Source organism: Mesorhizobium sp. M1088, assembly GCF_040318575.1.
Classification (GTDB): domain Bacteria; phylum Pseudomonadota; class Alphaproteobacteria; order Rhizobiales; family Rhizobiaceae; genus Mesorhizobium.
Genome location: NZ_JAMYMO010000004.1, coordinates 60254 through 86535, shown reverse-complemented (window position 1 = coordinate 86535; position 26282 = coordinate 60254). Strand labels below are relative to the sequence as shown.

At 61.3% G+C, this 26282-nt stretch carries 26 protein-coding genes; 9 read left to right on the top strand and 17 right to left on the bottom strand.

The window, feature by feature from the left end:
- The first annotated feature begins 108 nt into the window (after positions 1-108).
- Together NKH49_RS06885 and NKH49_RS06880 are read left to right on the top strand one after the other, a co-directional pair.
- Positions 109-1659, top strand: coding sequence for a GumC family protein (locus tag NKH49_RS06885; protein WP_352925664.1), 1551 nt, complete (start codon positions 109-111; stop codon positions 1657-1659).
- 8 nt (positions 1660-1667) lie between these two features.
- Positions 1668-2774: a glycosyltransferase gene (locus NKH49_RS06880; protein ID WP_352925662.1), complete on the top strand. Its 1107-nt coding sequence runs from the start codon at positions 1668-1670 to the stop codon at positions 2772-2774.
- 94 nt (positions 2775-2868) lie between these two features.
- Here NKH49_RS06880 and NKH49_RS06875 read toward each other — a convergent pair whose 3' ends face one another.
- Complete coding sequence (locus tag NKH49_RS06875) at positions 2869-3729, bottom strand: alpha/beta hydrolase (protein WP_352925660.1); 861 nt, start codon at positions 3727-3729, stop codon at positions 2869-2871.
- Between the two features lie 236 nt (positions 3730-3965).
- Between NKH49_RS06875 and minC the strand changes: the two genes are divergently transcribed.
- From minC to minE, 3 genes are read left to right on the top strand one after another with little or no spacing between them, the layout of a single operon-like run.
- On the top strand, positions 3966-4685 hold the full coding sequence (gene minC / locus NKH49_RS06870) for a septum site-determining protein MinC (RefSeq protein WP_352472500.1): 720 nt from the start codon (positions 3966-3968) through the stop codon (positions 4683-4685).
- A gap of 19 nt (positions 4686-4704) precedes the next feature.
- Positions 4705-5520, top strand: a complete 816-nt coding sequence (minD, locus tag NKH49_RS06865) for a septum site-determining protein MinD (RefSeq protein WP_352925658.1) — start codon at positions 4705-4707, stop codon at positions 5518-5520.
- Complete coding sequence (minE, locus tag NKH49_RS06860) at positions 5517-5789, top strand: cell division topological specificity factor MinE (RefSeq protein ID WP_023720709.1); 273 nt, start codon at positions 5517-5519, stop codon at positions 5787-5789. The genes minD and minE overlap by 4 nt, the downstream gene beginning before the upstream one ends.
- A 286-nt stretch (positions 5790-6075) precedes the next feature.
- Here the strand turns inward: minE and NKH49_RS06855 are convergent, their stop codons facing one another.
- The 7 genes from NKH49_RS06855 to NKH49_RS06825 all read right to left on the bottom strand — a co-directional run bounded on the left by NKH49_RS06855 (position 6076) and on the right by NKH49_RS06825 (position 13035).
- Complete coding sequence (locus NKH49_RS06855; RefSeq protein ID WP_352472497.1) at positions 6076-7395, bottom strand: ABC transporter substrate-binding protein; 1320 nt, start codon at positions 7393-7395, stop codon at positions 6076-6078.
- A 94-nt stretch (positions 7396-7489) separates the two neighbouring features.
- Positions 7490-8338, bottom strand: a complete 849-nt coding sequence (locus tag NKH49_RS06850) for a carbohydrate ABC transporter permease (protein ID WP_352925656.1) — start codon at positions 8336-8338, stop codon at positions 7490-7492.
- Positions 8335-9252: a carbohydrate ABC transporter permease gene (locus NKH49_RS06845; protein ID WP_352925868.1), complete on the bottom strand. Its 918-nt coding sequence runs from the start codon at positions 9250-9252 to the stop codon at positions 8335-8337. Before NKH49_RS06845 ends, NKH49_RS06850 begins: the two co-directional genes overlap by 4 nt.
- 19 nt (positions 9253-9271) lie before the next feature.
- Positions 9272-10363 carry an ABC transporter ATP-binding protein gene (locus NKH49_RS06840; RefSeq protein ID WP_352925654.1) on the bottom strand — a complete coding sequence of 364 codons (1092 nt, stop codon included), beginning with the start codon at positions 10361-10363 and terminating at the stop codon, positions 9272-9274.
- Between the two features lie 49 nt (positions 10364-10412).
- A complete protein-coding gene (gene arfA, locus NKH49_RS06835) occupies positions 10413-11924 on the bottom strand; it encodes an arabinosylfuranosidase ArfA (protein WP_352472494.1) in 1512 nt (503 codons plus the stop codon).
- 18 nt (positions 11925-11942) lie between these two features.
- The gene (locus tag NKH49_RS06830) at positions 11943-12104 is read right to left on the bottom strand and encodes a hypothetical protein (RefSeq protein ID WP_352541706.1); all 162 of its coding nucleotides are present in this window, start codon (positions 12102-12104) and stop codon (positions 11943-11945) included.
- A gap of 4 nt (positions 12105-12108) precedes the next feature.
- A complete protein-coding gene (locus NKH49_RS06825; RefSeq protein WP_352472493.1) occupies positions 12109-13035 on the bottom strand; it encodes an ArsR/SmtB family transcription factor in 927 nt (308 codons plus the stop codon).
- Positions 13036-13285: 250 nt separating this feature from the next.
- Between NKH49_RS06825 and NKH49_RS06820 the strand changes: the two genes are divergently transcribed.
- Genes NKH49_RS06820 through NKH49_RS06805 form a run of 4 tightly spaced genes read left to right on the top strand, consistent with a single transcriptional unit; the run spans position 13286 to position 17315 of the window.
- Positions 13286-14164 (top strand): ABC transporter permease, encoded by an 879-nt coding sequence (locus NKH49_RS06820; protein ID WP_352851013.1) that lies wholly within the window; start codon positions 13286-13288, stop codon positions 14162-14164.
- Positions 14161-14982, top strand: a complete 822-nt coding sequence (locus tag NKH49_RS06815; protein ID WP_352925652.1) for an ABC transporter permease — start codon at positions 14161-14163, stop codon at positions 14980-14982. The genes NKH49_RS06820 and NKH49_RS06815 overlap by 4 nt, the downstream gene beginning before the upstream one ends.
- Before the next feature lie 22 nt (positions 14983-15004).
- Positions 15005-16147, top strand: a complete 1143-nt coding sequence (locus NKH49_RS06810; protein ID WP_352817221.1) for an extracellular solute-binding protein — start codon at positions 15005-15007, stop codon at positions 16145-16147.
- Positions 16140-17315, top strand: a complete 1176-nt coding sequence (locus NKH49_RS06805) for an ABC transporter ATP-binding protein (RefSeq protein ID WP_352472489.1) — start codon at positions 16140-16142, stop codon at positions 17313-17315. Before NKH49_RS06810 ends, NKH49_RS06805 begins: the two co-directional genes overlap by 8 nt.
- A 19-nt stretch (positions 17316-17334) precedes the next feature.
- Here the strand turns inward: NKH49_RS06805 and NKH49_RS06800 are convergent, their stop codons facing one another.
- The 9 genes from NKH49_RS06800 to NKH49_RS06760 form a co-directional block, all read right to left on the bottom strand.
- Entirely contained in the window at positions 17335-18312 is a 978-nt protein-coding gene (locus NKH49_RS06800) for a branched-chain amino acid ABC transporter permease (protein WP_352501368.1), read from the bottom strand.
- Position 18313: 1 nt separating this feature from the next.
- Entirely contained in the window at positions 18314-19201 is an 888-nt protein-coding gene (locus NKH49_RS06795; protein ID WP_352501369.1) for a branched-chain amino acid ABC transporter permease, read from the bottom strand.
- A gap of 7 nt (positions 19202-19208) precedes the next feature.
- Positions 19209-19919, bottom strand: a complete 711-nt coding sequence (locus NKH49_RS06790) for an ABC transporter ATP-binding protein (RefSeq protein WP_352541710.1) — start codon at positions 19917-19919, stop codon at positions 19209-19211.
- Complete coding sequence (locus tag NKH49_RS06785; protein ID WP_352541711.1) at positions 19912-20685, bottom strand: ABC transporter ATP-binding protein; 774 nt, start codon at positions 20683-20685, stop codon at positions 19912-19914. Before NKH49_RS06785 ends, NKH49_RS06790 begins: the two co-directional genes overlap by 8 nt.
- 11 nt (positions 20686-20696) lie before the next feature.
- Complete coding sequence (locus tag NKH49_RS06780) at positions 20697-21905, bottom strand: ABC transporter substrate-binding protein (RefSeq protein WP_352925649.1); 1209 nt, start codon at positions 21903-21905, stop codon at positions 20697-20699.
- Positions 21906-22217: 312 nt separating this feature from the next.
- Positions 22218-23210 (bottom strand): ABC transporter ATP-binding protein, encoded by a 993-nt coding sequence (locus NKH49_RS06775; RefSeq protein ID WP_352925647.1) that lies wholly within the window; start codon positions 23208-23210, stop codon positions 22218-22220.
- On the bottom strand, positions 23207-24232 hold the full coding sequence (locus tag NKH49_RS06770; protein WP_352472482.1) for an ABC transporter ATP-binding protein: 1026 nt from the start codon (positions 24230-24232) through the stop codon (positions 23207-23209). Before NKH49_RS06770 ends, NKH49_RS06775 begins: the two co-directional genes overlap by 4 nt.
- Entirely contained in the window at positions 24222-25196 is a 975-nt protein-coding gene (locus NKH49_RS06765) for an ABC transporter permease (protein WP_352541714.1), read from the bottom strand. The genes NKH49_RS06770 and NKH49_RS06765 overlap by 11 nt, the downstream gene beginning before the upstream one ends.
- Positions 25196-26224: an ABC transporter permease gene (locus NKH49_RS06760; RefSeq protein WP_352449667.1), complete on the bottom strand. Its 1029-nt coding sequence runs from the start codon at positions 26222-26224 to the stop codon at positions 25196-25198. Before NKH49_RS06760 ends, NKH49_RS06765 begins: the two co-directional genes overlap by 1 nt.
- Positions 26225-26282 lie beyond the last annotated feature (58 nt).

Here is a 26282-nt window from a genome sequence, read left to right as displayed (position 1 = left end):
CGCCGGACGGACAGCGAGAGCGGTAAAATGGGCCAACTTGGAAAATAAGATGTTAACGATGTTTCTGTAGAGCAGGCCAAGCGTAATGATTTAACAAGGGTTGTCACCATGTCTGCCGGTTCCGGCACACCCCCTATCTCCGCGACGGCTTCCAATAACAGTGCATTCGAGCGTATCGCCAATGCACGGCGCAGGGCATTGCTGCAACAGCATGGCCCAGTCGCGGGGCTAAGCTCCGCGCCGGTGACGCCGCAACCTCCAGAGCCTGTCGCAACGGTGACCCTGGACAAGATCGGCGATTTCCTTGAGCTCGATTTTCGGCGTCTGTTCGTCTGGCTGCGGGCCGGCCTCGCCCTGGCCTTCATGCTGGCGGTAGTCGGCGGCATTGTCGGCGGCGCCTATGCATTGCTGAGCAAGCAGCGTTACACCGTCACGACCGAGGTCCTCATCAACCCATCCAATTTGCAGGTTGTGGAAAACGACCTCTACTCGCAACCGGGCCAGGTCGATAGCCAGTTGCTCAGCACGCGCAGCAAGCAGCGCATCCTGACCTCGGGCAACGTGCTTTCCCGTGTGGTGGACGAACTGAATCTGACTCACGATCCGGAGTTTTTCGATCCGGACCGGAGCACATCCTCGTCCGGCGCTGTGGCGAAGCCCGACCCGAGGCTCATCGCCTTGAAGAACCTGGCGGACCGGGTAGACGCCATCGCGGATCCGACCTCGTTTGTCACAACCCTCTCGGTATCTGCGGAAACCACCGCCAAGGCGATCCTGATCTCGCAGGCCATAGTCAAAAACTTCCAGGAAGAACTGGCTAAGGCCGAAGCTGCCGGCGCCAGCCGTGCCGCGGCTGCCCTTGACAGCCGGCTTGGCCAACTCAAGAGCGACGTGCAGGCAGCCGAAGAGAAGGTCGAGAGCTACAGGCGCAGCCACAACCTGTCGTCCAGCAATGGCCAGCTCGTCAGTTCGCAGACGCTGACGCAGCTCAATGGCGAAATCGTCGATGCGCAATCGCGTGTCATCGCCGCGCAGGCAAGCTACGACGCCCTGGTTGCCTCCGGTATCAACGGGGCCAATCCCGACCCCACGGTTTCGGAAGCGCTCGCTGCGCTGCGCGACAGGTCAAACAGCCTGCGGCAGCAGATCGACTCACAGTCGATGACCTTCGGTCCGCGCCACCCGACGATTGTCAGGCTCAGGACGGAACTCGAGACCGTCAACTCGCAACTCCGGGCCGAGTTCTCCCGCACCGTCGGCACGGCAAAGGCCAGCCTGGACAAGGCCCGGGCCTCGTTGGCTTCTCTCAACGCCAGGATGAACGATCTGAAGGGCAATGTATTCACCGACAGCGAATCCGAAGTCGCCCTGCGTGAACTTGAACGCGATGCCGCGTCCAAGAGAGCGGTCTATGAGAGCTTCCTGTCACGTGCGCGCCAAATCAGCGAGCGCGAGCAGATCGACACCACAAACGTACAGGTGATTTCGACCGCGGTGCCCCCGCCCGCGCGCTCATGGCCCCCGCGCACTGCCCTGGTGGCAGGCGCCGGAGCGTTCGCAGGCTTTGCCCTGGGGATGCTGCTGGCCATCGGCATGGGCATCATCCGCGACATGCGCCGGCCGCCGAACCGATCGGGCGTTGCCGCCAGCCAAGCCTGAAGCAAGGCATGGTGAAGCGCATCGTTTTCCACATCGCCAGCCTGAGGGGCGGCGGCGCCGAACGTGTTTTCGTCCTGATGGCAAATGAACTGGCATCGCGTGGCCACGAGGTCACGCTTTTTACCTGGAACGCGGAAGGCCCCAACGCCGCGCTGCGTTCCGCTGCCGTGCATCTGGTCGACTTCGGCCTTCTCTTGCGCGGCGAGGGTTACGCCAAGTCGGCGACGCTGAAAGGCATCGTGCGAAGCGCAAATTTGTTCCGCCGCCTTGATCCTGATGCGGTTTATAGCGCCCCGGAATTCGCCAATCTGGTGATGGCGCTGTCACTCATGTTGGCCAGAAGCCGGGCAAAATTCTTTCCAAGCTTCCATGCCGCCGCCTCGCTGCCTGCCAGCGGCCTCGGCGCGAGGCTGGCGATCTGGCTTTCCGCGCTGGTTGCAGCGCGCGCAACCAAAGCCATCGCCGTTTCGGTGGGTGTCGGCCGTGACATCATCGCCCGAGGCTTCCCCGAATCGAAGGTTGTCGTCATCAACAACCCGCTGCCGCCGGCTGAAGCACCGCAGAGGAATTCCTATGCCTGGCAGGCAGCGTTGGCGGCGATGGGCGATGGCCCGGTCATCGCCACCGCGGGACGCCTGGTGCCGGTCAAGGACCACCGGACTTTGCTGCGGGCCTTCGCTGCCCTGCGCGCCGGCCGCCCTGCCCGGCTTGTCATCTTCGGCGAAGGTCCGCTGGCTGCCGAATTGCACGCCTGTGCCGAGCAGATCGGCATTGGCCAGGACGTACTCTTTGCCGGCTACGTCAACGATCCCGCAGCCTGTTACGCCGCAGCCGATCTGTTCGTCCTTACATCCACGAGCGAAGGCTTTGGCAACGTCTTGGTCGAGGCCATGGCCGCCGGTGTCCCCGTAATCTCCACCGATGCTCCGCACGGCCCGCGCGAAATACTCGGTGACGGCCGCTTCGGCACCTTGGTGCCGGTCGGTGACGCCGCGGCCCTGGCGAAGGCGATGGCCGAGACGCTGGACCACCCCACCCCTGCTGCCGTGCTGAAAAACAGGGCGGTGGATTTCACAGTCGACAAGATTGGCAATCAATACGAAGCGTTGCTCTAGTCGTTACGCACTGGCAGCAGATCGGCGTTGGATGCGGTCGGCGTGGTCGGGCTTTGATTGCGATAATCTCTTCACGGGCTTGGGCGCAACGAATTCATCGTGAGGCGTTCCCTCGTTCCTTGAGTTGTTGGGCGAGGAAATCCTTGACCGAATCGAGAACCGCGTCCCGTTCATGAGAAATGCCTGGCAGCAAATCGAAGCGCACGCGCCCACCCGCCTCCTCGAACGATCGACACAATGCCATGAGGCGTTCCGGCCGTGTTCGCCCGGCATCGTTGGCGCCTGGCATCCAATGGGTGCTGCCTTGGACATGAGTGATTTCCCAAGTCTCCAGGTCAGCGCCGCCGACGATCATCTGGAAAGGCACCTTTGCCAGCGCTGCGGCATCGAAGGTGATGCCGAACCTCTCCGGCAGATCGCGAATGCCCACCCACCAGTCATGCGTCGGATCGAGCAAGGTCACCGAGCCTGGCGCGCCGATTGAGGCCGCCCAGAGCCTGTCGGGATGCAGGATAGCAAAACGATGCGTGAAATGCCCGCCGCCGGAAAATCCGAACATGGCAAAGCGGCTCCAATCCTGACTGTATTTGGCGCTGACCTCCTCAACCATGGCGAGCAGCGCCTGATCGTAGCGTATGTTGCCCTCGAGCAAATATTTGTACCCGCTGCGGGCATCATCCCCGAGAACGCCGATTGGAAACAGCGGACACAAAACGGCGCAGCCGTTCCAGCGTCCGAACTCGGAAAACGCGTCGCGGAATCCAAGAAAAGAGGTGCGGCCGGTGCCATGGACAGCGACCATCAGATCGACTTTGGCCCCTTCCCCAACCGCGGGAGGCACATACAGGCAATAGTGAAAGCGCGCGTCTGATTTGGAAGCAAAGATGGCGGTCGCGCCAAGGTCATAGGTAGCGCGACCGCGATCCGCGACAGGCCCCTTGGCAACACTTGTCAAATCGATAACTCCTTAATAGGCCCGGCGTTCCGACAACAATATACCGGTCGGCCGACCTCGTGAACTGGAGGCGCCTCCAGGCAGCCGCGAGGAGGACCTCGTCGTGCACCGGAAGCAGGGCGCCGCCGGGGCGACGGGACAAAAAGAATGCCTCCGCCAACGCCTCGGGAAGCCGCCATTAACTTTTCGTTAACCATGCCGGGCTAGCCTTAACCAATCAGTAAGGACTCGCCTCTGTGACCTGCGTCGCTCCCATCCAAAACAAGTCCATACGCTTTCGAGCGCGCTCGTTTGTAGCCTTCACCCTCACCCCTGAGGCCCCGCTAGGGGAATGGCTGCAAAGCCTCGATCACTGGACCGAAAACTCCCCCGGCTTCTTTGCCGGCCGCCCGGTCGTGCTCGATCTGAATATACTCAAGCCCGAGGTGGGCGAGATGCGGGATCTGGTCTTACAGCTCGCGGAGCGCGGGATTCGCATCTACGCGATCGAGGCCGATGGCAATGTAGCGCTCGATGCCGATCTGCCGCCGCTCCTCGTTGGCGCCAAGGAGGCCACCGCCGACGCGCTTTACGTGCAGCCGGACCCGAAGGCCGCAGCTGAGGCCAAGACGGAAGAGCCGCAGGCGCCGAACTCATTGATGATCAAGGCACCGATCCGCTCCGGCCAGTCGATCTTTCATCCCGATGGCGATGTGGTCATTGTCGGCTCCGTCAGTTCCGGATCCGAGATCGTCGCCGGAGGATCGATCCACGTCTACGGCACGCTGCGTGGACGTGCGTTCGCCGGCGCCACGGGAAATTCCGCGGCTCGCATCTTTTGCCGGAAAAACGAAGCCGAACTTCTGGCGGTGGACGGCTGGTACCGCACTGCCGAGGAGATGGACGCCTCCTCGCGAGGAAGGCCGGTACAGGCCTTTCTCGAGGACGGCGCACTTTGCGTCGCACCGCTCAACTAACAACATTGGAGGCACAAATATGGGCAAGGTAGTGGTTGTCACATCCGGCAAAGGGGGTGTCGGCAAGACGACCTCGACGGCCGCTCTCGGCGCCGCGGTCGCGAAAACCGGCAAGCGGGTGGCTCTCGTCGATTTCGACGTCGGCCTGCGCAACCTCGATCTGATCATGGGTGCCGAGCGGCGCGTTGTTTTCGATATCGTCAACGTCATTCAGGGAACCGCCAAGCTTTCGCAGGCGCTGATCCGTGACAAGCGACTCGAAACGCTGTTCCTGCTGCCGGCCTCACAAACGCGCGACAAGGATGCTCTCACCGAGGAAGGCGTCGCCGACGTCATCGACAAGCTGCGCTCCGTTTTCGACTACGTCTTCTGCGACAGCCCGGCCGGCATAGAGCGGGGCGCGCAACTTGCCATGCGCTTTGCCGACGAGGCGGTAATCGTCACCAACCCGGAAGTGAGCTCGGTCCGCGATTCCGATCGCATCATTGGCCTGCTCGACTCCAGAACGATAAAAGCCGAGCAAGGTGAATCGATTGCCAAACACGTCCTCGTCACGCGCTACGACGCTGCCCGCGCTGCCCGCGGCGAGATGCTCAGCATCGATGACGTGCTCGAGATCCTGTCCACGCCTCTGCTGGGAATAATTCCCGAGAGCCAGGACGTACTGCGCGCATCCAATGTGGGCGCGCCGGTTACGCTCAGCGAAAACACCAACCCCGCCGCACGCGCCTATATCGACGCGGCAAGAAGACTCGAGGGCGAGGACCTGCCGGTCATTCTGCCTTTCGAGCGGAGGGGCCTCCTCGACCGGCTGTTGGGAAGGAGGGCAGCATGAACCTGCTCGATATCTTCAAGCGCCGCGGCAGCGCGCCGGTGGCGCGCGAACGCTTGCAACTGCTGTTGGCTTACGAGCGTCGAAGCCGCAACCAGCCCGATCTCGTCTCGGTGTTGCGCGAGGAGATCATGGCGGTGATCGCCCGGCATGTTCAGGTCGACCAGGATTTCCTGCAGGTGAGCATGGATCACGGCGAAACGACGTCGAGATTGGAGATCGACATCCAGATCCCCAACAAGATCGCAATGCCCATGGCCGCGGCGTTCTAGAGCGGAATGCATTTGGATCGAATCGGGCATTCCGCTCTATCTGTTTGTTTTAGCCGCATTTGTGCGACGCCAAGTGGTTCCACTTGGCTGCAAAATGCTTTAGCGGAATCCTCCGGCCAGGGCTTGCGTCGGCTGCTGCCGAGGTTGCGGCGCCGTGGTTGGCGTGTTTGACCCGGTCGCCACCGGCAAGTCGCGCAATTCGAGGACAATAATCACTGCCTCACCAAAAACCCGCGGCCGTTTCCAGCCGCGGGGGGCCTTGGGAGGGGCCTTTCGAAACCCGTGATCAAATGTTGGCGAGCAATTCGTTGACGCGGCTTTCCATGTCGGCAAGGGCGGTGTCGACGTCCTTCTGGCCACTGATTGCTGCACTCATCTCTTCGCCGATAATGTCCTGGATCGCAAACTGACGCTGTACGGCGGACGGCAGCGGCCTGCCGAGATCGGCGACCGCAGAGATCGTGTTGCGATGCGGCAGGGCCTTGAAGGCGTCCGAGGTGATGACGGCCTTATAGGCCGGCAGGTGACCGGTGCGTGACCATTCGAAGTCGTTGTCGGCGAAGAACTTCAGGAATTTACCGATGGCCGCGATCTGTTCAGGCGTGCGGTCTTTCTGCGAAACGGCCCAAGTGTGGCCGTCGGCATATTGCGCATGGGCGCCGCCAAACAGCTGCGGATACGGATAGACCGCATAGCCGCCCTTGTTGAGCGCCGTACCCTTGGTCTCGGACTGGGCGTTGTAATCGCCGACCACCCAGGTGCCGTTAAGGTGGACGCCACCCTCGCCGGCAAGGAAGGCGTTTATCGAGCCGCCATAATCGAGATCCTTGGTGGTGTAGCCCTTCTCGAAGATCGCCTTGTACATCTCGACGACCTTCTTGGCTTCCGGCGTATTCAACTTCACGTGCTTCGGATCGGCAAAGAAATCGGAATCCTGCTGGAAAAGATAGGTGTAGAGGTTGCGTGTGTAGAGTGCAGTCTCATTGGTCAGGTTCTGAACGAAATAAGGCTTGCCCGTCTTCTGCTTGAACTGTTCGGCCTGGGCGAGCAGTTCCTCGGGCGACTTTGGAAAAATCGGCGTGCCGTCGGCATTGACGAGGCCGGCTTGTTTGAAAAGATCCATGTTGACGTGATAGAGCATCGTCCAGCTGTCGATCGGCAGGCCATAGACCTTGCCGTCTTTGGTGGCGCCATTGCGTGCCGCGTCGGTGAAGGCGTCGGGTGTCACGCCGACCGACTTCAAGAGATCGTCGAGCGGCATCAACAGGCCCTTCGACTGATAATCCGACAGTACGGATTCATGGATCGTGACGATGTCCGGAGCGTCGCCTGAAGCGAACTGCGCGGTCAGCTGATCATAGCCGGGCCATTCCACGGTGGTGACGTTGACATGGACATCGGGATTGTCGGCGTTGAACTTGTTGATTAGCGAGGTGATGATGCCGCATTCGCCAACGGCCTTGGTGGCATCGGTGTTGGTGCCGAAATCGGCATCGCAGGCGCCGAAAAAGCGCTGCACGCTCAGCTCCGTGGCCGCGAAGCTTGGACTTGCGAGCATCATTGCGCCCGCAGAGACTGCGGCAAACAGTATTTTCTTCAGTTTCATATCAGTTCCTCCTACTGAGTTTCCGCCGCTCCACCCTGGATTGGCTTTCGTGCTTCAATTGCTGCGCATTCCCCCGGCCGTCAGGCAATCTTCGTTATCTCACCGCAGCGCCGGAGACCGCCGTGACGATGTATTTCTGGAAGAACAGGTAGACGATCAGGATCGGTGCACCGGCGAACACCGCCTGCGCCATCAGGAAGCCGATGCCTTCGGACTGGGCGAAGTTGGTCTGGGTCGAGGCCATGCCGACCGTCAGCGTGAACATGTCTTTCTTCGTCGCCGAAATCAGCGGCCAGAAGTAGTCGTTCCACGCGCCGAGAAAGGTGAAGATGCCGAGCGTCGCCTGCGCAGGCAGCGTGAGCGGCAGAAGCACCTTCCAGAAAATCCTGAGCCGGCTGGCGTTATCGAGCATGGCGGCTTCGTCCAGCTCCTTCGGGATGGCCTTGAAATACTGGGTCATCAGGAAGACGCCGAACGGAGCTGAAAGGCCCGGCAGGATGAGCCCTTGATAGGTGTTGTGGAACTTCAGCATGCTGAAGATCTGGTGACGGGCGACAAGCACGGCCTGTTCCGGGACCGCCAGGCCGAACAGCACGATCACGAACAGCACGTCTCGGCCGGGGAAATTCAGCCGTGCAAAGCCGTAGCCGGCGAGCGATGACAGGATCAACGTGCCGAGCGTCAATCCGCCCGAGACGATGATGCTGTTGCGCACCCAGATGAACACCGACGAGGTGCCGACGGTGTTGATGTAGTTCTTCAGCGTATAGGGCGCGTGAAACACCGAATTCGGATCGGCCATCAGCTCCGTATTGTCCTTGAGTGACAGGCCGATGACCCACGGAACCGGCGCGATCATGACGATCGAAAGCAGGATGACCAGGGCCAATAACAAATGGTCGCCAAATGCCCGGCCCTTGATGGAAGCTGCTGTGGCGCTCATGCCTGGTCTCCCCTGCTGCGTGTCACCAGGTACTGGGCCATGGCCGCGACCAGGATGAGGATGAACAGGATTTCCGATGCCGCGGCGCCCAGGCCGAGATCCCAGCGACGGAATGCGGTATCGTAGATGTAGAGCACGATCGGCTTGGTCAGGTTGTTCGGACCGCCGCGCGTCATCAGCCAGGCCTGGCCGAACAGCTGGAATTGCAGCACGATCTGGATGATGATCACCAGGATGAAGGTCCGCTTGATCGACGGCAGCGTGATCGAGCGTAGCGTCTGCCAGCGACTGGCATTGTCCAGCGCTGCCGCCTCGTAAATATCCTGTGGAATCTGCTGGAGCGCCGAGAGAAAGAGCATCATCGGCAGGCCGATGCACCACCAGATGGTGGCAATGGCGATGCCGATCATCGCAAGGCTGGGGTCGGAAATGAAGGCCGGAGCCGTTGCGCCGAACCATCCGTAGATCGTCGACAACAGGCCGACATTCGGAATGAAGACGATGCGCCAGATCAGCGTGACGATGGTGACCGACAGCACCGACGAGGAAAAGAACAGCGTCCGCAAAACCGCGGCAGTGCGCGTGCGGCGGTTGAGGCAAAGCGCCAGGAAAAGGCCGATCAGCGCCAGCGTCGGCACCGTCAGAAGCACGAAATAGAAGGTGTTCCAGATCGATTGCAGGAAGACCTTGTCGTGATACAGCCTGGCGTAATTGCCGAGACCGACAAAATTTCCGGACGAGAACGTGTCGGCCTTGTGGAAACTCAGCCACATCCCCCAGAGCAGCGGGAAGAGCAGCAGCGTGGTGAAGAAGAACAAGAATGGCGCAACGAAAATGACGTTTCGCCATTGCGACGCATAGATGTCGGCGGTAGGGGCTCTGACGCCGACAGCAAGCGTCGCGGTCGGGGACATCGCCAGCCGGTCAGCCATCTCAGGCCTCTCTCGCATGCCAGGCGCGGCCGGTCTCGTTGAACAGATGCGATTTCTGGCCGTCAAAGGCGAGCCCGATTCTGTCGCCGACGGCGACGCGGCTGTTGCCGGCATCCGAGCCGACGATCTGCTGGCCATCGCCCAGCCGCGCGTAGATCAGGGTGCGTTCGCCGAGCCGCTCGAGCACATCGACCACGCCGCCGGCGTTGCCCTGTCCGGCGGCAACGATGCGCACGTCTTCAGAACGGATGCCGAAAGTGTACTTGCCATCGGTCAGTTGGCTGGAGGCGATCTCGGTCTGCACCGAGACGCCGTCCGCAAACCTGGCCGTGGCGTTCTCGCCGGATCTGTCAAGCGTCGCATCGACGAAGTTCATCGCCGGCGAGCCGACGAAACCCGCGACGAATTTGGTCGCCGGGCGTTCGTAGATCTCCATCGGGGTACCGATCTGGTCGATCTTGCGATTGTTCATGACGACGATGCGGTCGGCCAGCGTCATTGCCTCGACCTGGTCATGGGTGACGAAGATCATCGTCGATTGCAGCCGCTGGTGAAGCTGGGCAAGCTCGATGCGGGTGCGGGTGCGCAACGCCGCATCGAGATTGGAAAGCGGCTCGTCGAACAGAAAGGCCTTCGGCTCCTTGACGATCGCACGGCCGATGGCGACGCGCTGGCGCTGACCACCGGAGAGCTGGCCCGGCTTGCGATCGAGCAGATGCGGCATTTCGAGGATGCGGGCGGCTTCGTTGATGCGCGCCTCGATGACCTTGCCTGGAACGCCGATATTCGCAAGCCCGAAGGCCATGTTGTCGCGCACCGTCATGTGCGGATAAAGCGCATAGGACTGGAACACCATGGCAATGCCGCGCTTGCCCGGTGGCAGATGATCGATGCGCTCGTTGTTGATGGCAATCTCGCCGCTATCGACAGCTTCGAGCCCGGCAATCATTCGAAGAAGCGTCGATTTTCCGCAGCCGGACGGGCCCAGGAACACGATGAATTCGCGTGCCCTTATGGAGAGCGACAGATGATCCAGCACCGTCATGGCACCGAACTGCTTGCTCACGTTCCTGATCTCGATATCGGCCGTCACGTCGACGCTCCTCCTCAGCGTTTGCGCTTTCTCGATGATCCGCCTGAACTCAGAGCCTCAGGCGTATGACCTGGTAGGAATAGGCCGGCAGTGACAGGCTCAGCTTGCCGCTGGCGAGCGAGGCGCCCTCACCCTTCCTGGGGCCGACATTGCCAGGGTTTTCGGCCGAATTGACGGCTTTCAGATCGGCGTGTGCCATCACCTGGTGATCGACGATCTCCGCCGCGCCGAAGCCGGTGAGGTCGACCACTGTTTCGATTGCCTCGCTCGAATGGCGGTTGACCGCGAAGAAGGTGACGTGGCCGGTTTGCCTGTCGTGCACGCCGGCAACATCGACATAAGCGACGTCGCCCGCAACGCTGGATTTGTAGGTCGGGCTTTCCACCTTGAGATCCAGCGCATTGCCGCGACCATAGCTAGAAGCAAACAGATAGGGATAAAAGATCGTCTGCCGCCATGCCGGGCCATTCGGAACGGTCATGATCGGCGCAATGACATTGACCAGTTGTGCCAGGCAGGCGATCTTGACGACATCGGAACGGCGGATGAAGGTGTTGAGGATCAGGCCGACCTGCAGCACATCCTCGAAATTATAGATGTCTTCGAGCAACGGCGGGGCGAACGGCCAGCCGTTGCTGCCGCCGAGTATCTTCCTGTCCTGCTCCTTGGAATGGTACCAGACGTTCCATTCGTCGAACGAGATGTAGACCTGCTTGTTGGAGCGCTTCTTGGCCTTGATATACTCGATGGCGCCGGCGACCGAGACAATGTAGTCGTCGAGCTTTTCGCTCATGGCGAGATAGTTCGGAGCGTCGTTGGCTTCGTTGTCGAAATACATGTGCAGCGAGATGTAGTCGACCTCGTTGTAGGTATGGTCGAGAACCGTCGCTTCCCATTCAGGGTAGGTCGGCATCTTGGCATTCGAAGAGCCGCAGACCACCAGCTCGAGTGACTTGGAGAAGGCACGCATGGCCTTGGCCGTCTCATGCGCCAGCCGGCCATACTCGTCCGCGGTCTTGTGGCCGATCTGCCAGGGGCCATCCATTTCATTGCCGAGGCACCAGAGCTTGACGTCGAACGGCTCCTTGCGGCCGTTGGCGATGCGCTTGTCGCTCCATTTGCTGCCGCCGGGATGGTTGGCGTACTCCAGCAGGTTGCGGGCTTCATCGAGGCCGCGCGAGCCGAGATTGACGGCAAGCATCATCTCGGTGTTGGCGGAGGTGCACCAATCGGCAAATTCATGCAGGCCGACTTCGTTGCTTTCCGACGTGTGCCACGCGAGGTCGAGGCGCACTGGACGCTGTTCCTTGGGGCCAATGCCGTCTTCCCAATTGTAGGCCGAGACGAAATTGCCGCCGGGGTAGCGGACGATCGGAACATTGAGTTCCCTGACGAGATCGATGACGTCCTGACGCATGCCGTTGGCATCCGCTGTCGGATGGCCGGGCTCATAGATGCCAGTGTAAACTGCCCGCCCCAGATGCTCGATGAAGGATCCGTAGAGCCTCGGATCGATTTCCGAGACAACATAGTGCGGATGAGCCGTAACGGCTGCCTTCATGCATTCCTCCCATCGATATCACAAACGATGATTTAAATCATCTTGCCCGATATCAAAGAGGAATTGGCAGCCCTTCGTCAAGCCAAAATAGCCAAATGTAGGACAATTAGACGAACGCTTTGGAACAGCAGAAAGCCAGATAGTTGAAATTGCTGCGTTATCTTCAGAACCCGGTTTCATGATATCAACCAGTTTTGATCCTGAGCAGGATGTCCTGATCGTAATTTCCAAAGCCCTTGCCGAAAATATTGATCCCGCCGGGGCGCTTGGCGTCGTCCTTGACGCCGATACGGACGCGGATTGAATGATGGCTCTTCAGATCGAGTGCGGCGAGGCCGGTTTCGGAAATCCTGAGGCCGTCGACATGGGTGCCGTCATTGGCAATTCGCCAGTTCTTCAGCTTACCGTATTGCGAGCCCTTGAGCTTCCACCAGGAGGGCGTGAAGACGCCGCGCTTGTCGCCGAAATCCCCCGGCGACGTCCAGGTGCCGACATCGACGCCATTGATCGTCAGCGTGATGTCCGAGGGCCAATCGGCGCTGGTGCCCGGCACTTCCGAAGACAGCTCTATCGCAACTTCGAGGCCGGTGATCTCGGCATTCGCGAGCTTGGCATTGTTGGGGAACTGGTATTCGACAAAACCGCGCGTGAACCATAGCAGACCGGCCTTCATGCGGTCCGGATCGAGGAAAGTGTTCGGCACATCGAGCAGACCGATGATGCCGTCCGGCGAACAAAGGCCGCAGGGCGCGGTAACCTCGAAGCCGGTATAAAGCCCGATCGGCATCGACACTTCGATCGCGTCGTTCTTGACCGCACGATATTCGCTCTTGAACACGACGAGCACTTCTTCCGCCGTCGGATAACAGATTTTCTGACTGCCTTTCTTCGCTTTCAGGTTCTCGGTGCGGATCAGCCCCGCATCCTCCAGCACCTGGATGTTGGTCGAGACGGTCGACTGCGGAAGCGACAGCACGGCGGCGATTTCGTTGACATTCATCGGCCCCTTCTCATGCAGCAATTTCAGCATCGAGATCCGCGCCGAGGAGGCAAGCCCCTTGAGCACGGCAATGCCTTCCTCAGGTTCAATCACCAGAAAATTGCGACTCATGAAATTGCCCGGCCCATGTAAAATCCATATCCGAAATTACCCTGTATATCGGGATATCTGATTTAATCAATGTGCGGGCGGAACGCCTGGCAATTTTGTTGAATCCGGCAGGGCGAGGGTCGCGCGGTGGCCCTGCACAGAATTTGTGCAGGAGCCATATGCAGAGTGGACACCTGAACGCCGATCGCCCAATCTAGTCCGGAGCCGAGCCCGGTGATGGCGGCTTGCACATAAAGCGGTTGGACGGGTCGTGACCAAAGGGTGGAAATTATACGATCAGCGACTGGCCTGGGTCCTCGTCGCGCCTGTGCTTTTACTGCTTACCCTGCTTCTGCTGCTGCCGATCGCGATGATGACGGTCTACACGTTTTTCACCTTCGTCACCGCGGGGGTGGAGTCGGCGGTGCTGACCTTCGACAACTGGAAGGAATTCCTCACCGACAGCTACTATCACGGTTTTCTTTGGAAGACCGTTCGCGTCGGCGCCATCACCGCTGTGATCTGCGCGATCCTTGGCTATTTCCCCGCCTATTTCATCTGGGCCACGACCTTCAGGCACAAATGGCTGTTGTTGCTGCTGCTCATCGTGCCGTTCTGGATCAGCTTCACCATCCGGACATTCTCGTGGATCCATATTCTCGGCGAACAGGGGCTGATCAACGTCGTGCTCATCAGGCTGGGGATTATCAACGAGCCGTTGCCGATGCTCTACACCGAGGGCGCCGTCATCATGGGGCTGCTGCATTTTCTGCTGCCCTATATGATCCTGAACGTCTATGTCAGCCTGGAAAGCATCGACCGCACGCTGATCGCCGCCGCCCGCTCGATGGGCTGTACCAGCGCGCAGGCGTTTCGCGAAGTGACCCTGCCGCTATCGATGCCGGGGCTGGGCGCCGGGCTGCTGCTCTGCTTCGTGCTGGCGGCCGGCTCCTATGTGACGCCGCAGCTGCTCGGTGGCAGCCGCGATGCGCTGTTCGGCAACTTGATCTACGACACCATCATGGGGCAGCTCAATTGGCCGATGGGCGCCACGCTTTCCATCGTCCTGTTCGTCCTGCTCGGCGCGGCCGCGGCCGCCTATAGCCGCTATATGGGCCTATCGCAGATCATGAAGGGCCTCAGTGCATGAGAGCGGACCATCCCGATCGCGAAGGCAGATGGGTGTGGCGGCTGACCGGCGCGATCACGGTGTGCGTCTACGTCTTCATGTTTGCGCCGATCCTCGCCACGGTCGTGCTTTCCTTCAACGCCTCGATGTTCGGCGGCTTTCCCCTCACCGGCTTCAGCCTGCGATGGTACGAAAAGCTGCTCACCAACGAGCCGGTTCTCGACGCCTTCCGGACATCGATGTGGATTGCCCTGGTGACGGCAACGGTGACGACGCTGCTCGGCATCATGGCGGCATTGGCGCTGGTGCGCTTCGAGTTCCGTGGCAAGCAGGCGATCAACACGCTTGTCATTCTTCCCGCGCTGGTCCCCGAAACGATACTCGGCGTCGGCCTGCTGGTCATGATCAAAGCCGTCGACCAGCCGCGCACCATGACGCTGCTGGTGCTCGGCCACATTCTGCTCACGCTCCCCTACGTGGTGCTGATCGTCCAGGCGCGCATGGTCGGCATAAAACGTTCCTATGAGGAGGCGGCGCTTTCGCTCGGGGCGCCGCGCGTGTCGACATTCCGCGAAATCACGCTGCCGCTGCTCATTCCCGCAGTGCTTGCCAGTGTTCTGCTCGCTTTCACCATTTCGTTCGACAACACCTCGGCCAGCCTGTTCTGGCGGCCGGCCGGCGTCGAGACCATGCCGACGCAAATCCTTTCGATGCTGAAGATCTCGATCAGCCCTGAGGTGAACGCGCTCGGAACCGTCATGATCCTTTTGACGGTCGGCATTCCCTTGGCAGGCGGGCTCATCCTGCAAAGCCTCACCTGGTTCAAGGCAGGCAAGTGAAAATGAAAATGGGAGAATGGAAATGAAACTGACAACCACCAAACGACTGGAACGGCTCAACGAACGCTATGCCAATGGTGACATCAGCCGGCGATCATTCCTGACGCTGACGGCGGCCGCTACCGCCGCCACCGGGCTTTCCATGCCCTGGATGGGACGGGCGCTGGCCGCGGTTTCGGAAGTGCGCTTCGACGGATGGGGCGGCGTGGTGCAGGAGGCGATCGATAAGTACGCGTTCCAGCCTTATACCGCCAAGTCCAAGGTCAAGGTCGTCCAGGGCACCTTTGGCGACGAGAACGAGATCATCACCAAGATCAAGACGTCGAAACCAGGCGACTTCCAGATCGTCCATTCTTCCGGCGTCAACTACTACATCAAATACGTCAATGGCGGTTTCAATTCGGAGATCAACGAGGCAAACATTCCGAACATGGCGAATGTCCTGACCGCCATGATCGAGCCGTTCCGCAAGATCACGCCGAAGCTGTCGGCAGTGCCATATGATTACGGCACCACCGGCATCGCCTACAACAACAAGGTCATCTCGCCGGAGGAAGCCAAGGAAAAGGGCGCCAACCTGCTTACCGACACGAAATATGCCGGCAAGATCGGCGGCTATGCCGATATGACGACGCGCGTCTGGTATGCGGCACTGCAGACGAAACAGGACCCCAACAACATCCAGGACATGGATGCGGTCTGGGCCAAGGTTCGCGAGACCCGCGACCTGGCCAAGAAGTTCTGGAGTTCCGGCGCGGAACTCATGGACCTCCTGTCGCGAAACGAGATCGTTGTCACCGACGCCTGGTCAGGACGTGTCGCCGCCCTGCAGCAGCAGGGCCAGCCGATCGGCTATCTCGACCCTGCCGGCTCATACGCGTGGATGGAGGACATGCTGGTGCTCAAGGGTTCGCCGATGGCCGAATGCGAGGAACTGATCAACTTCATGCTGGATCCTGCCACCTCGATCGCCGTCGCCGAGGGCCAGAACTATCCGCCATCGCTTGACCCCACCAAGGTGAAGCTGACCGACAAGATCGCGGCGCTTCCGGCCTTCGACCCGACTGGATCGATGAAATCGCTGACCTTCGCCGATCCGCTCTACTGGGCGAAGAACGAAGACGCCTGGACCAAGCAATGGGACAGGGTGTCGAAAGGTGCATGACGACAACAGCCACGACCAGCAGCCCCGGCCGGCTTCGGCCGGGGCTGATGGCGACCCGCTCGCCCAGAGCGAGCGGCAGCCGATAGGAAAGCCTGCGGTCGAGTTTCGCGACATCGATATTTTCTACGGCAAGTTCGCCGCTGTGCGCGATTTTTCACTGGCAATCCGCAAAGGTAGTTTCGTCACCTTGCTGGGGCCGTCCGGGTGCGGCAAAACGACGATCCTGCGCTCGATCGCGGGCCTGGTCGACATCTCCAGTGGCCAGATCTCGATCGGCGGAAAGCGGGTCGACGACATCCCGATCTATAAGCGCAACATTGGTCTGGTGTTCCAGAACTACGCGCTCTTTCCGCACAAGAACGTCTTCGACAACGTCGCATTCGGCCTGAAATACCGAAACGTGCCGAAACCGGAAATCGTGCGCCGGGTCAAGAAGGCGCTGGATATGGTGCGGCTGCCCGGCAGTGAGACAAAGCTGCCGTCACAGCTCTCGGGCGGCCAGCAGCAACGCATCGCACTGGCCCGCGCCATCGTCTTCGAGCCGGAAGTGCTGCTGCTGGACGAGCCCTTGTCGGCGCTCGACGCCAATATGCGCGAGGACATGCGCGTCGAGATCAAGAAAATCCAGAGGGAGACGGGCATCACTGCTATCTTCGTGACGCACGACCAGGAAGAAGCCTTGTCGATGTCCGACCACATCGTCGTGATGAACGCCGGCCTGATCGAGCAGATCGGCTCCCCCGCGCAGGTCTATGACCAGCCGGCCACCGCATTCGTCGCCAATTTCCTGGGCAAGGCCAACATGCTGCCCGGCAGCGTGACCGTGATGGACGGCAAGATGGCGACGATCGCGCTGGCCACCGGCCATATCGTAAAGGCGGCCGCGCCGAAGGCGCTCGAGACCGGCAGCGTGGTCACCGTCGTCGTTCGCCCGCAGAAGCTTACCGTCGGTACCGCCGGTGCTGCCAACAGGCTGGCGGGACGGATCGCCTCGACCTCCTATCTCGGCGGCAATGCGGTCTACGAGATCGACATCGGCGCCGGCACGCTGGTGCGCGCCAACACGTTGATCGACGGCCAGCCGCTGCGTGAAGGCGAAGCGGTCGATGTCTGCTTCGACCCGCTGGGCTGCGTGCTTCTCGACGCGCAAGGCTTACGCATCGCCTAGCGAGGCGGAACTGAGCCGTTCAGTCTTTCGCGTCACCCTTTGGCCCGAGAAACCGCGCATAGACCTCACCGACAATACCGCGCCGGAAAACCAGCACGCAGACCATGAAGGTCAGGCCGGTGGCGATGGTCACCGGAAAGTTCGAGGTGGCGAGCATGTTTTCCAGGCCGACGACCAGACTGGCGCCGATGATCGGCCCGGCCATGGTGCCGATGCCGCCGAGGAGCGTCATCAGGATCACCTCGCCCGACATCTGCCAGGTGACGTCGGTGAGCGTGGCAAACTGAAAAACGATCGCCTTGAGCGCGCCGGCCAGCCCGGCCAATGTTGCCGACATGACGAAAGCCGCCAGCTTGTAGTTGGCGACGGAATAGCCCAGCGAAATGGCCCGGCTCTCGTTTTCCCGGATAGAACGCAGGATCATGCCGAAAGGCGAGTTGATGATGCGCCAGATGGCGAACACGCCGATCAGGAAGACCGCCAGCACGAAATAATAGATGTTCATCGAGACGTTCAGGTCGAGCATTCCAAGCAGCCTGCCGCGCGGCACGCCCTGGATGCCGTCCTCACCTCCGGTGAACGGCGCCTGCACGCAGAAGAAGAAGAACATCTGCGACAGCGCCAGCGTGATCATGGCGAAATAGATGCCTTGCCGGCGGATGGCAAAGAAGCCCATCACAAGGCCGAGCAGCGCGGCACCTAGGACACCGAGCAGGATGCCCGCTTCCGGTGGCCAGCCCCAGACCTTGACCGCGTATGCGGTGAAATAGGCCGCCCCGCCGAAGAATGTCGCATGGCCGAAGGACAACAGCCCGGTGTAGCCGAGCAGAAGGTTGAACGCGCAGGCAAACAGCGCAAAGCACAGCATCTTCATCAGGAAGATCGGATAGACGAAGAAAGGCGCCACCAGCAGCGCCAGGATGCCGAGCCCGACCAGCGCCCATTCAAGCCGTGCCGAATTCTTGGCACGCGTCTCGCGAAGTGTCAGTTCGGCCATCTCAGGCATCCCTTCCGAACAGGCCGGCTGGCCGGACCAGAAGCACGATTGCCATGATGACGAAGACCACCAGATTGGAGGCTTCGGGATAGAAGACCTTGGTCAGGCCTTCGGCGAGGCCAAGCATGTAACCGGTGACGATCGCCCCGAGGATCGATCCCATGCCGCCGACCACGACGACGGCGAAGACGACGATGATGAGGTCAGATCCCATCAGCGGGCTCACCTGATAGATCGGCGCGGCGAGAACCCCTGCAAGTCCGGCAAGAGCGGCGCCGAGGCCGTAGGTGAGGGTCAGCAGCAACGGCACGTTGACGCCGAAAGCCTGCACCAGGCCGGGGTTCTCCGTCGCCGCGCGCAGATAGGAGCCCAGCCTGGTCTTCTCGATCAGCGCCCAGGTGCCGAAACAGACGATCATCGAGGCGACCACCACCCAGCCGCGATAATTGGGCAGGAACATGAAGCCGAGATTGGTTCCCCCGGAGAGCAGCGGCGGCACGGAATAAGGACTTCCCGATACGCCATAGTAGTAACGGAACACCCCTTCGAGCACGAGCGCGAGGCCAAAGGTGAAAAGCAGCCCGTAAAGCGGGTCGATGTCGTAAAGCCTCGACAGCGCCAGGCGCTCGACCACGACGCCGAAGCCGCCGACGATCAGCGGCGACAGGATCAGAGCCGGCCAGTAGCCGATGCCGAAGCGGGTGAGAAGCAGGTACCCGACGAAGGCGCCGAGCATATAGAGCGCGCCGTGGGCAAAATTGATGACGCGCAACAGGCCGAATATGACAGCCAGGCCCAGGCTCAACATTGCGTAGAACGAGCCGTTGATGAGGCCGACCAGCAATTGGCCGAGGAATGCCTGAACGGGTATCCCGAAGATCATCGTCATGGCGCCATCATACACCCAGCACTTCATGCAGCAGCGTCATGCGATCCGGCAGTTCGCCGACCGGAAAGCCCGCCACGACCTTGCCGTGCTCCATCAGGTAGAAACGGTCGGTGACGCGGCTGGCAAAGCGGAAATTCTGCTCGACCAGCAGGATCGTCATGCCGCGCTTTTTCATCGTCGCCAGCAGATCGCCGATGCGCTGCACAATGACCGGAGCCAGGCCCTCGGTCGGCTCATCGAGAAGCAGCATTTTCACGCCGGTTCTGAGCATGCGCGCGATCGCCAGCATCTGCTGCTCGCCGCCCGACAGCTTGGTGCCCGGGCTGTTGCGGCGCTCCTTCAGATTGGGGAAAAGATCGAATATTTCCTGCACGCTCATGCCGCCCTCGGCGACGATCGGCGGCAGAACCAGATTCTCGTCCACGGTCAGCGTCGCAAAGATGCCGCGTTCCTCTGGCACCAGGCCGATGCCTTGATGCGCGGTCCGGTGCAATGGCAGGCGCATCAGATCCTTGCCGTCGAAAAAAATCTGGCCGGTCCGCTGGCGGATCAGCCCGATAATGGCGCGCAATGTCGTAGTCTTGCCGACGCCGTTGCGGCCCAGCAACGTCACAGTTTCACCTGGAAAGACCTCAAGATCGACGCCGTGCAGCGCATGGCTCTCGCCATACCAGGCGTTGAGGCCGCGGACTGCGAGAAGCGGCGCGGCGTCACTCATCGGCGGTGCCCATATAGGCGATCCTCACCCGCTCGTCGCGGCTGACCGTGGAGTAGTCGCCGGCGGCAAGGATTTCGCCGCGCTGCATGACGGTTATCCAGTCGCAAAGATCGGCTACAACAGTCAGATTGTGCTCGACCATCAGCACCGCACGCTCCCTGGCGACCGAGCGGATGATGTCGGAAACCGTGCGCACATCCTCATGCCCCATGCCGGCCATCGGCTCGTCGAGCAGCAGCACTTTCGGGTCGAGCGCCAGCGTCGTGGCGATCTCGAGCACGCGTTTCCTGCCATAGGAGAGATCGGCGGCGGGCCTGTTCTTGGCATCGTCGAGGCCGACAGACCGTAAAAGCTCCTCGGCGCGCGGCGTCAACCGATCGAGCACAGACAGCGAGCGCCAGAACTGAACGCTGAGTCCGGCCCGTCGCTGCAATGCAACGCGCACATTGTCGAGCACGCTGAGATGCGGAAACACCGCCGAGATCTGGAACGAGCGCACCAGGCCCATCCGCGCGACCTTGGCCGGCGAGGTGCGGGTGATGTCGTGGCCGAGCAGTTCGATCCTGCCGCTGGTCGGCGGCAGGAACTTGGTGAGCAGGTTGAAGACGGTGGTCTTGCCAGCGCCGTTGGGTCCGATCAGCGCGTGGATATTGCCGTGGTAGAGGTCGAGATCGACATTCCTGACCGCAACAAAGCCGGCGAAGTCACGCCGCAAACCGCGGGCGGAAAGCACTACCCGCGGCCCATCCGGTCCAGGCGGCGCCATCGGTCCGCCAATCACTCGCCTGCCGTGGGACAGCCGCTCTCCTTGGGGCTCAGAAACGCCTCGTTACCGGGGATCGTGGCGAGCGGTTTGTAATAGTCCCACTCCTTGGTGCTCTCGCTCGGCGACTTGACCTGATAAAGATACATGTCGTGAACCATGTTGCCGTCGGCCTGCACTTTGCCGTTCGCCGTAAAGACATCGTTCACCGGCATCGCATGCAATTCCTTGGCGACCGCCTCGGTTCCATCGGTGCCGGCTTTGTCGATCGCCTTCAAATACTGGGTCACCGCTGAATAGGTGGCGGCCTGGATCATATTCGGCATGCGGTTGGTGCGCTTGAAGAAGCGCTGGGCGAACTCGCGACTCTTGTCGTCGCGATCCCAGTAGAAACCTTCGGTCAGCACCACGCCTTGCGCCGCCTCGAGACCGAGCCCATGCACCTCGGCCAGCGTGAACAGAAGTGCTGCAAGCCGCTGACCGCCCTGCACGATACCGAATTCGGCCGCTTGCTTGATCGAGTTGGAGGTGTCGAGGCCGGCATTCGCCAGGCCGATAACCTTGGCGCCCGACGATTGCGCCTGCAGCAGGAAGGATGAATAGTCGGTCGAGCCGAGCGGGTAACGCACCTCGCCAACCACCTTGCCGCCATGGCTCTCGACGAACTTTGCGGTCTGCTCCTTCAGCGAATAGCCGAATGCATAATCGACTGTGACGAAGAACCAGCTGTCGCCGCCTTGCTGGACGAGAGCGCCACCAGTCCCCACTGCCTGCGAATGCGTGTCGTAGGCCCAGTGGAAGCCATAGGGCGAGCACTGTTTACCGGTGAGTTCGGTGGTCGCGGCGCCGGTGACGATGTCAATTTTCTTCTTCTCCTTGGAAATTCCCTGGACGGCGAGCGCCACCGAGGAGGTGGTCAGTTCCATGATGGAATCGACCTGTTCGGTGTCATACCACTGCCGCGCAATGTTGGAGGCGATGTCCGGCTTGTTCTGGTGGTCGGCGCTGACGATCTCGATCGGCGAGCCTTGTACCTTGCCGCCGAAATCCTCGACCGCCATCTTGGCGGCCTCAACCGACCACCTGCCGCCGAAATCGGCATAGACGCCCGACTGGTCGTTGAGAATGCCGATCTTGATCTTGCCGTCGGAAATCTCGGCGGCTGCGGCAGGCATCGCGGTCGCTGCAAGAAGCGCGGCTGAGACCAGGTACGATATCTTCATTGGTGACTTCCTCCCTTATGGTCGACAACCGAGCAACATGTCGGCGGCAGCCTGCTGCAGCACGAAGAGTGGCCTCCCACATTCCGTCCTCGCCGGCGCAAAATCACGCAGCGCTGTACGGCCGCCGTCCTTCAAATCGTAGCATCGCTCGGCAACGCGAGAACAGTTACTTTAGTATTAGGCATCCGCGATGCCCGGCCGCCGAAGCGCAACATAGCGCCGGATCGTGCGGCGTCCAGATCGGCCTCTATTCTCGCCGAAGCAATGATTACGGCTGACGGTCCGGATATCGTTGAACGAGAATTCCCCTAGTCAACCGTCGGCTGGATGATGGCACGCGACCAGGCGGCCCTCGCCAATGCTTTGGAGAAGCGGGCGCTCGCTGCGGCAGATCGGGGTGGCAGCTGGGCAACGGGTGTGGAACCGGCACCCCGAGGGTGGGTTCATCGGGCTGGGCAGATCACCCTTGAGCACCAGCCGGCCGCGCCGCGCCCGGTCAATGCTGGGTATCGGCACGGCGGAACGCAGCGCCGCGGTGTAATGGTGTCTGGGCGCCACAAAGACCTCGTCGGTCGGCCCGCTCTCCACGATTGACCCCAGATACATCACCGCCACACGGCTCGAGATTTGACGCACCACGGAAAGATCGTGGGCGATGAACACATAGGTCAAGTTGAACTCCTCGCGCAGGTCGGCGAGCAGATTGACGATCTGCGCCTGGATCGACACGTCGAGCGCCGAGACCGGCTCGTCGGCCACGATCAGCCGTGGCCGCAGCGCCAGCGCGCGGGCGATGCCGATACGCTGGCGCTGGCCGCCGGAGAATTCGTGCGGGTAGCGCGATGCGTGCTGGGGCGACAAGTCGACCCGGCGCAGGAGCTCGGCCACGCGGTCCGCCATTTCCGATGCCGAGAGGCGTTCATGGATGCGGAACGGATCGGCCAGCAGATCGCCGACCCGCCGGCGCGGATTGAGCGAAGCGCTGGGATCCTGAAAGACCATCTGCATCTGCCGCCGCAACGGACGAAGCTGGCGCTGGGAGGCGTCGCTGATGTCGCGGCCCTCGAATTCCAGCGACCCCGAGCTGATTTCGGTCAGACGCACCAGACACCGGCCAAGCGTGGATTTGCCGCAACCGGACTCGCCGACGATGCCGAGGGTCTCCCCGGGCCAGATGTCGAGCGACACCCTATCAACCGCATGCACGGTCCGGCGCTGCGCCGGGAAGATCGAGCGGCCGACGCTATAGCGCTTCGACAGGTCGCCGGCACGAAGCAGCGGACGTTCGAGTGGCCTGGCATTCATCGTTGCATCTCCACCACGCCGCCAGGCCTCTGGGCAGCGAATTGTCTGCGCGTAGGCTCCGGCAACAGGCACGCGGCGCGATGGCTCTCGCCTTGCATGATCGGCAGTTGAACCAGACAGGCGTCGTGGCGAAAGGCGCAGCGGGGGCTGAAGGCGCAGCCTTTCGGCAGGTTGGAGAGCGACGGCGGAATTCCCGGAATGGCAGCGAGCCGGGCTGGACGTGGTCCCTCCATCGGCGGGATCGAGCCGAACAAGCCCCATGTGTAGGGATGCAGCGGCGCCCGGAACACGCTGCTCTTGCCGCCCTCCTCGACAAAGCGTCCGCCATACATAACCAGTACCCGGTCCGCGACTTCGGCGACGACGCCAAGATCATGCGTGACCAGGATCACAGCGGAACCGAACTGGTCGCGCAATCGTCCGATCAGTTCGAGGATCTGCGCCTGCACGGTAACATCGAGGGCTGTAGTCGGTTCATCCGCGACGAGCAGCGCCGGGTTGCACGAGAGCGCCATGGCAATCACCGCGCGCTGGCGCATACCGCCGGAAAGCTGGTGCGGGTAGCTGTCGATGACCCGATCCGGATTTGCGATGCCGACCGCATCCAGCAATTGCACGGCCCTCGCCCGTGCCGCTTTCGCCGACACCTTTTCATGCGCGCGGACCTGCTCGCCGATCTGGTTGCCGATCGTATGCACCGGGGTGAGCGCAGACATCGGATCCTGGAAGATCATCGCGATTTGGCGGCCGCGGATGGCATCGAGCGCACGCCGCTTGAGCCCGATCAGCTCCTGTCCCATGAAACGGATGGAACCGGAGACGATAGCGTTGGGGCTGTCGATCAACCCCATAATGGCGAGCAAGGTCTGGCTTTTGCCCGAACCGGATTCGCCGACCACACCGACGATCTCGCGCTGCTCGACGGAGAACGAAACACCTCCCACCGCCCGCACCAGGCCTTCGTCGCTGCGGAAGGAGACAGTGAGGTCCTTGACCACCAGAAGGGGAGCATCAGCCGACATTGCGCGCCCTCGGGTCGATTATGACGAAGACGACGTCGACGACGAAGTTTGCCATCACCACGAAGAAGGCGGCGTAAATCACCGTGGCCAGGATCATCGGCAGATCGAGGGTCTGCAGCGCCTCATACGTCAGTTTTCCGACACCCTGCAATCCGAAGACCACTTCGGTCAACAGCGCGCCGCCGCCGACCAAGGCACCGAAATCGAGGCCGAACATGGTGACGAATGCGACCAAAGAGGTCCTGAGGCCATGATGCAGCAGCACCCGGCGTTCGCCGATCCCCTTGGCCCGGGCGGTGCGGATGAAATCCTCCTGCATCATTTCGATCAGGCTTGCCCGCAGCACCCGGCCGTAGAGGCCGACATAAAGGGTTGCCAGCGTGAACCACGGAATGACGAGCGCCTTGAACCAGCCCCAGGGATTCTCGGTCAGGGGGATGTAGCCGAGCGGAGGAACCCAGGAAAACAGCCAGTTGTCGTGCCAGCGGCTTTGCGTCAGCAGGTTGGCGACCTCGCCCAGCCAGAAGACCGGGATCGACACACCTACCAGGCTCAGGATCATCAGCGCGCGATCAATGAATGTACCGCGCGTTGCGCCTGCGATCACACCGACGATCAATCCGCCGAGCACCCACAGCACTGCCGCGCCGCCGACCAGCGACAGCGTCACGGGAATGGCGCTTATCACGGTCGGAATGACGCGCTGCCCGCGATTGACGAAGGAGGTGAGATCGCGGCTGACGAAAAGCCGGTTCATCATCAGCCCATATTGCACCGGCAATGGCCGGTCGAGACCGAAATCGTGGCGCACCTGGATCAGCGTCTCTTGCGAAGCATTGCGGCCAGCAATGCGCGCCGATGGATCAGCGCCAGGCGTCGCAAAGAAGATCAGGAAAGCGACGACGCTGATACCGAACATAACCAGCACCATCTGGCCAAGCCGGAAGCCGAGCGCGGCAACCACTAGACGCCCCTCGGCGAGGATTTCGGATCGAGCGCGTCGCGCACGCCGTCGCCCAGAATGTTTAGAGCCAGCACCGTGATCACAATGGCTAGCCCCGGCGCCAGTGCCACGACCGGCCGCGAATAGAGCAGGCCCTGGCCGTCCTGGATGATCGTGCCCCAGCTGGCATCCGGCGGCTGCACGCCGATCGACAGGAACGACAGCGAGGATTCCGTCATCATGTTGAGCGCCAGGATCAACGGCACGAAAACGATGATGCGGGTCACCACATTGGGCATGATGTCGCGCAAAAGGATGCGCCAGGGCGATGCGCCAAGGCCGATCGCAGCGGTGACGAATTCGGCATGCATTAAGGTCAGGACATGGCCGCGGATCGGCCGCGCCACATAGGGCACATAGACGATGCCGATGATGAAGACCGGTAGCCACAGGCTGCCGGAGCGGATTTCGAACGGACCGATCTGGATACTCTGCGCAATCAGCACGATCGACAATGAAATTGCCAACAGGAAAATCGGAAAAGCCCAGAGCACGTCGAGAATGCGCGACAGGCCGATGTCGACGATGCCGCCGAAGAAGCCGGAAACGACCCCAAGGAATGTCGCGAGGACAAGGCACAGCACGGCTGCAGCACCCGAGATCAACAGCGAATCCCGTCCGCCGTAAAGCAGCCGCGCCGCGACGTCACGGCCCTGGTTGTCGGCACCCAGCATATAGGGTCCGATGCGCCAGGTCGGCCCGACCGGCGTCATGCCGAGGCCAAGGCCTTCGGTGGAGGGCTGCAGCACCGGCTGGGTCACCCCATCGACGACGATCTCGCCATTGAGATTGGTCACAAATGGATCGGTGCCGGAGACGTACCGCGCATAAAGCGGCGCCGCGAGCGAGGCGATCACGATGACGACGAGCACGGCGAAGGCAGATATTGCCGAACGATCGCCTTTCAGCTTGCGCCATGCGGTGCGCCACGGGCCATCGGTGGCCCGGCGAACCGGGATGGCAGGCTGGTCCGCAATGACATTGACCATGAACAGGATTGCCTGGGAAAAATCGCGGCCTGGAAGATGCGCTGATCCGCCGGAAAAG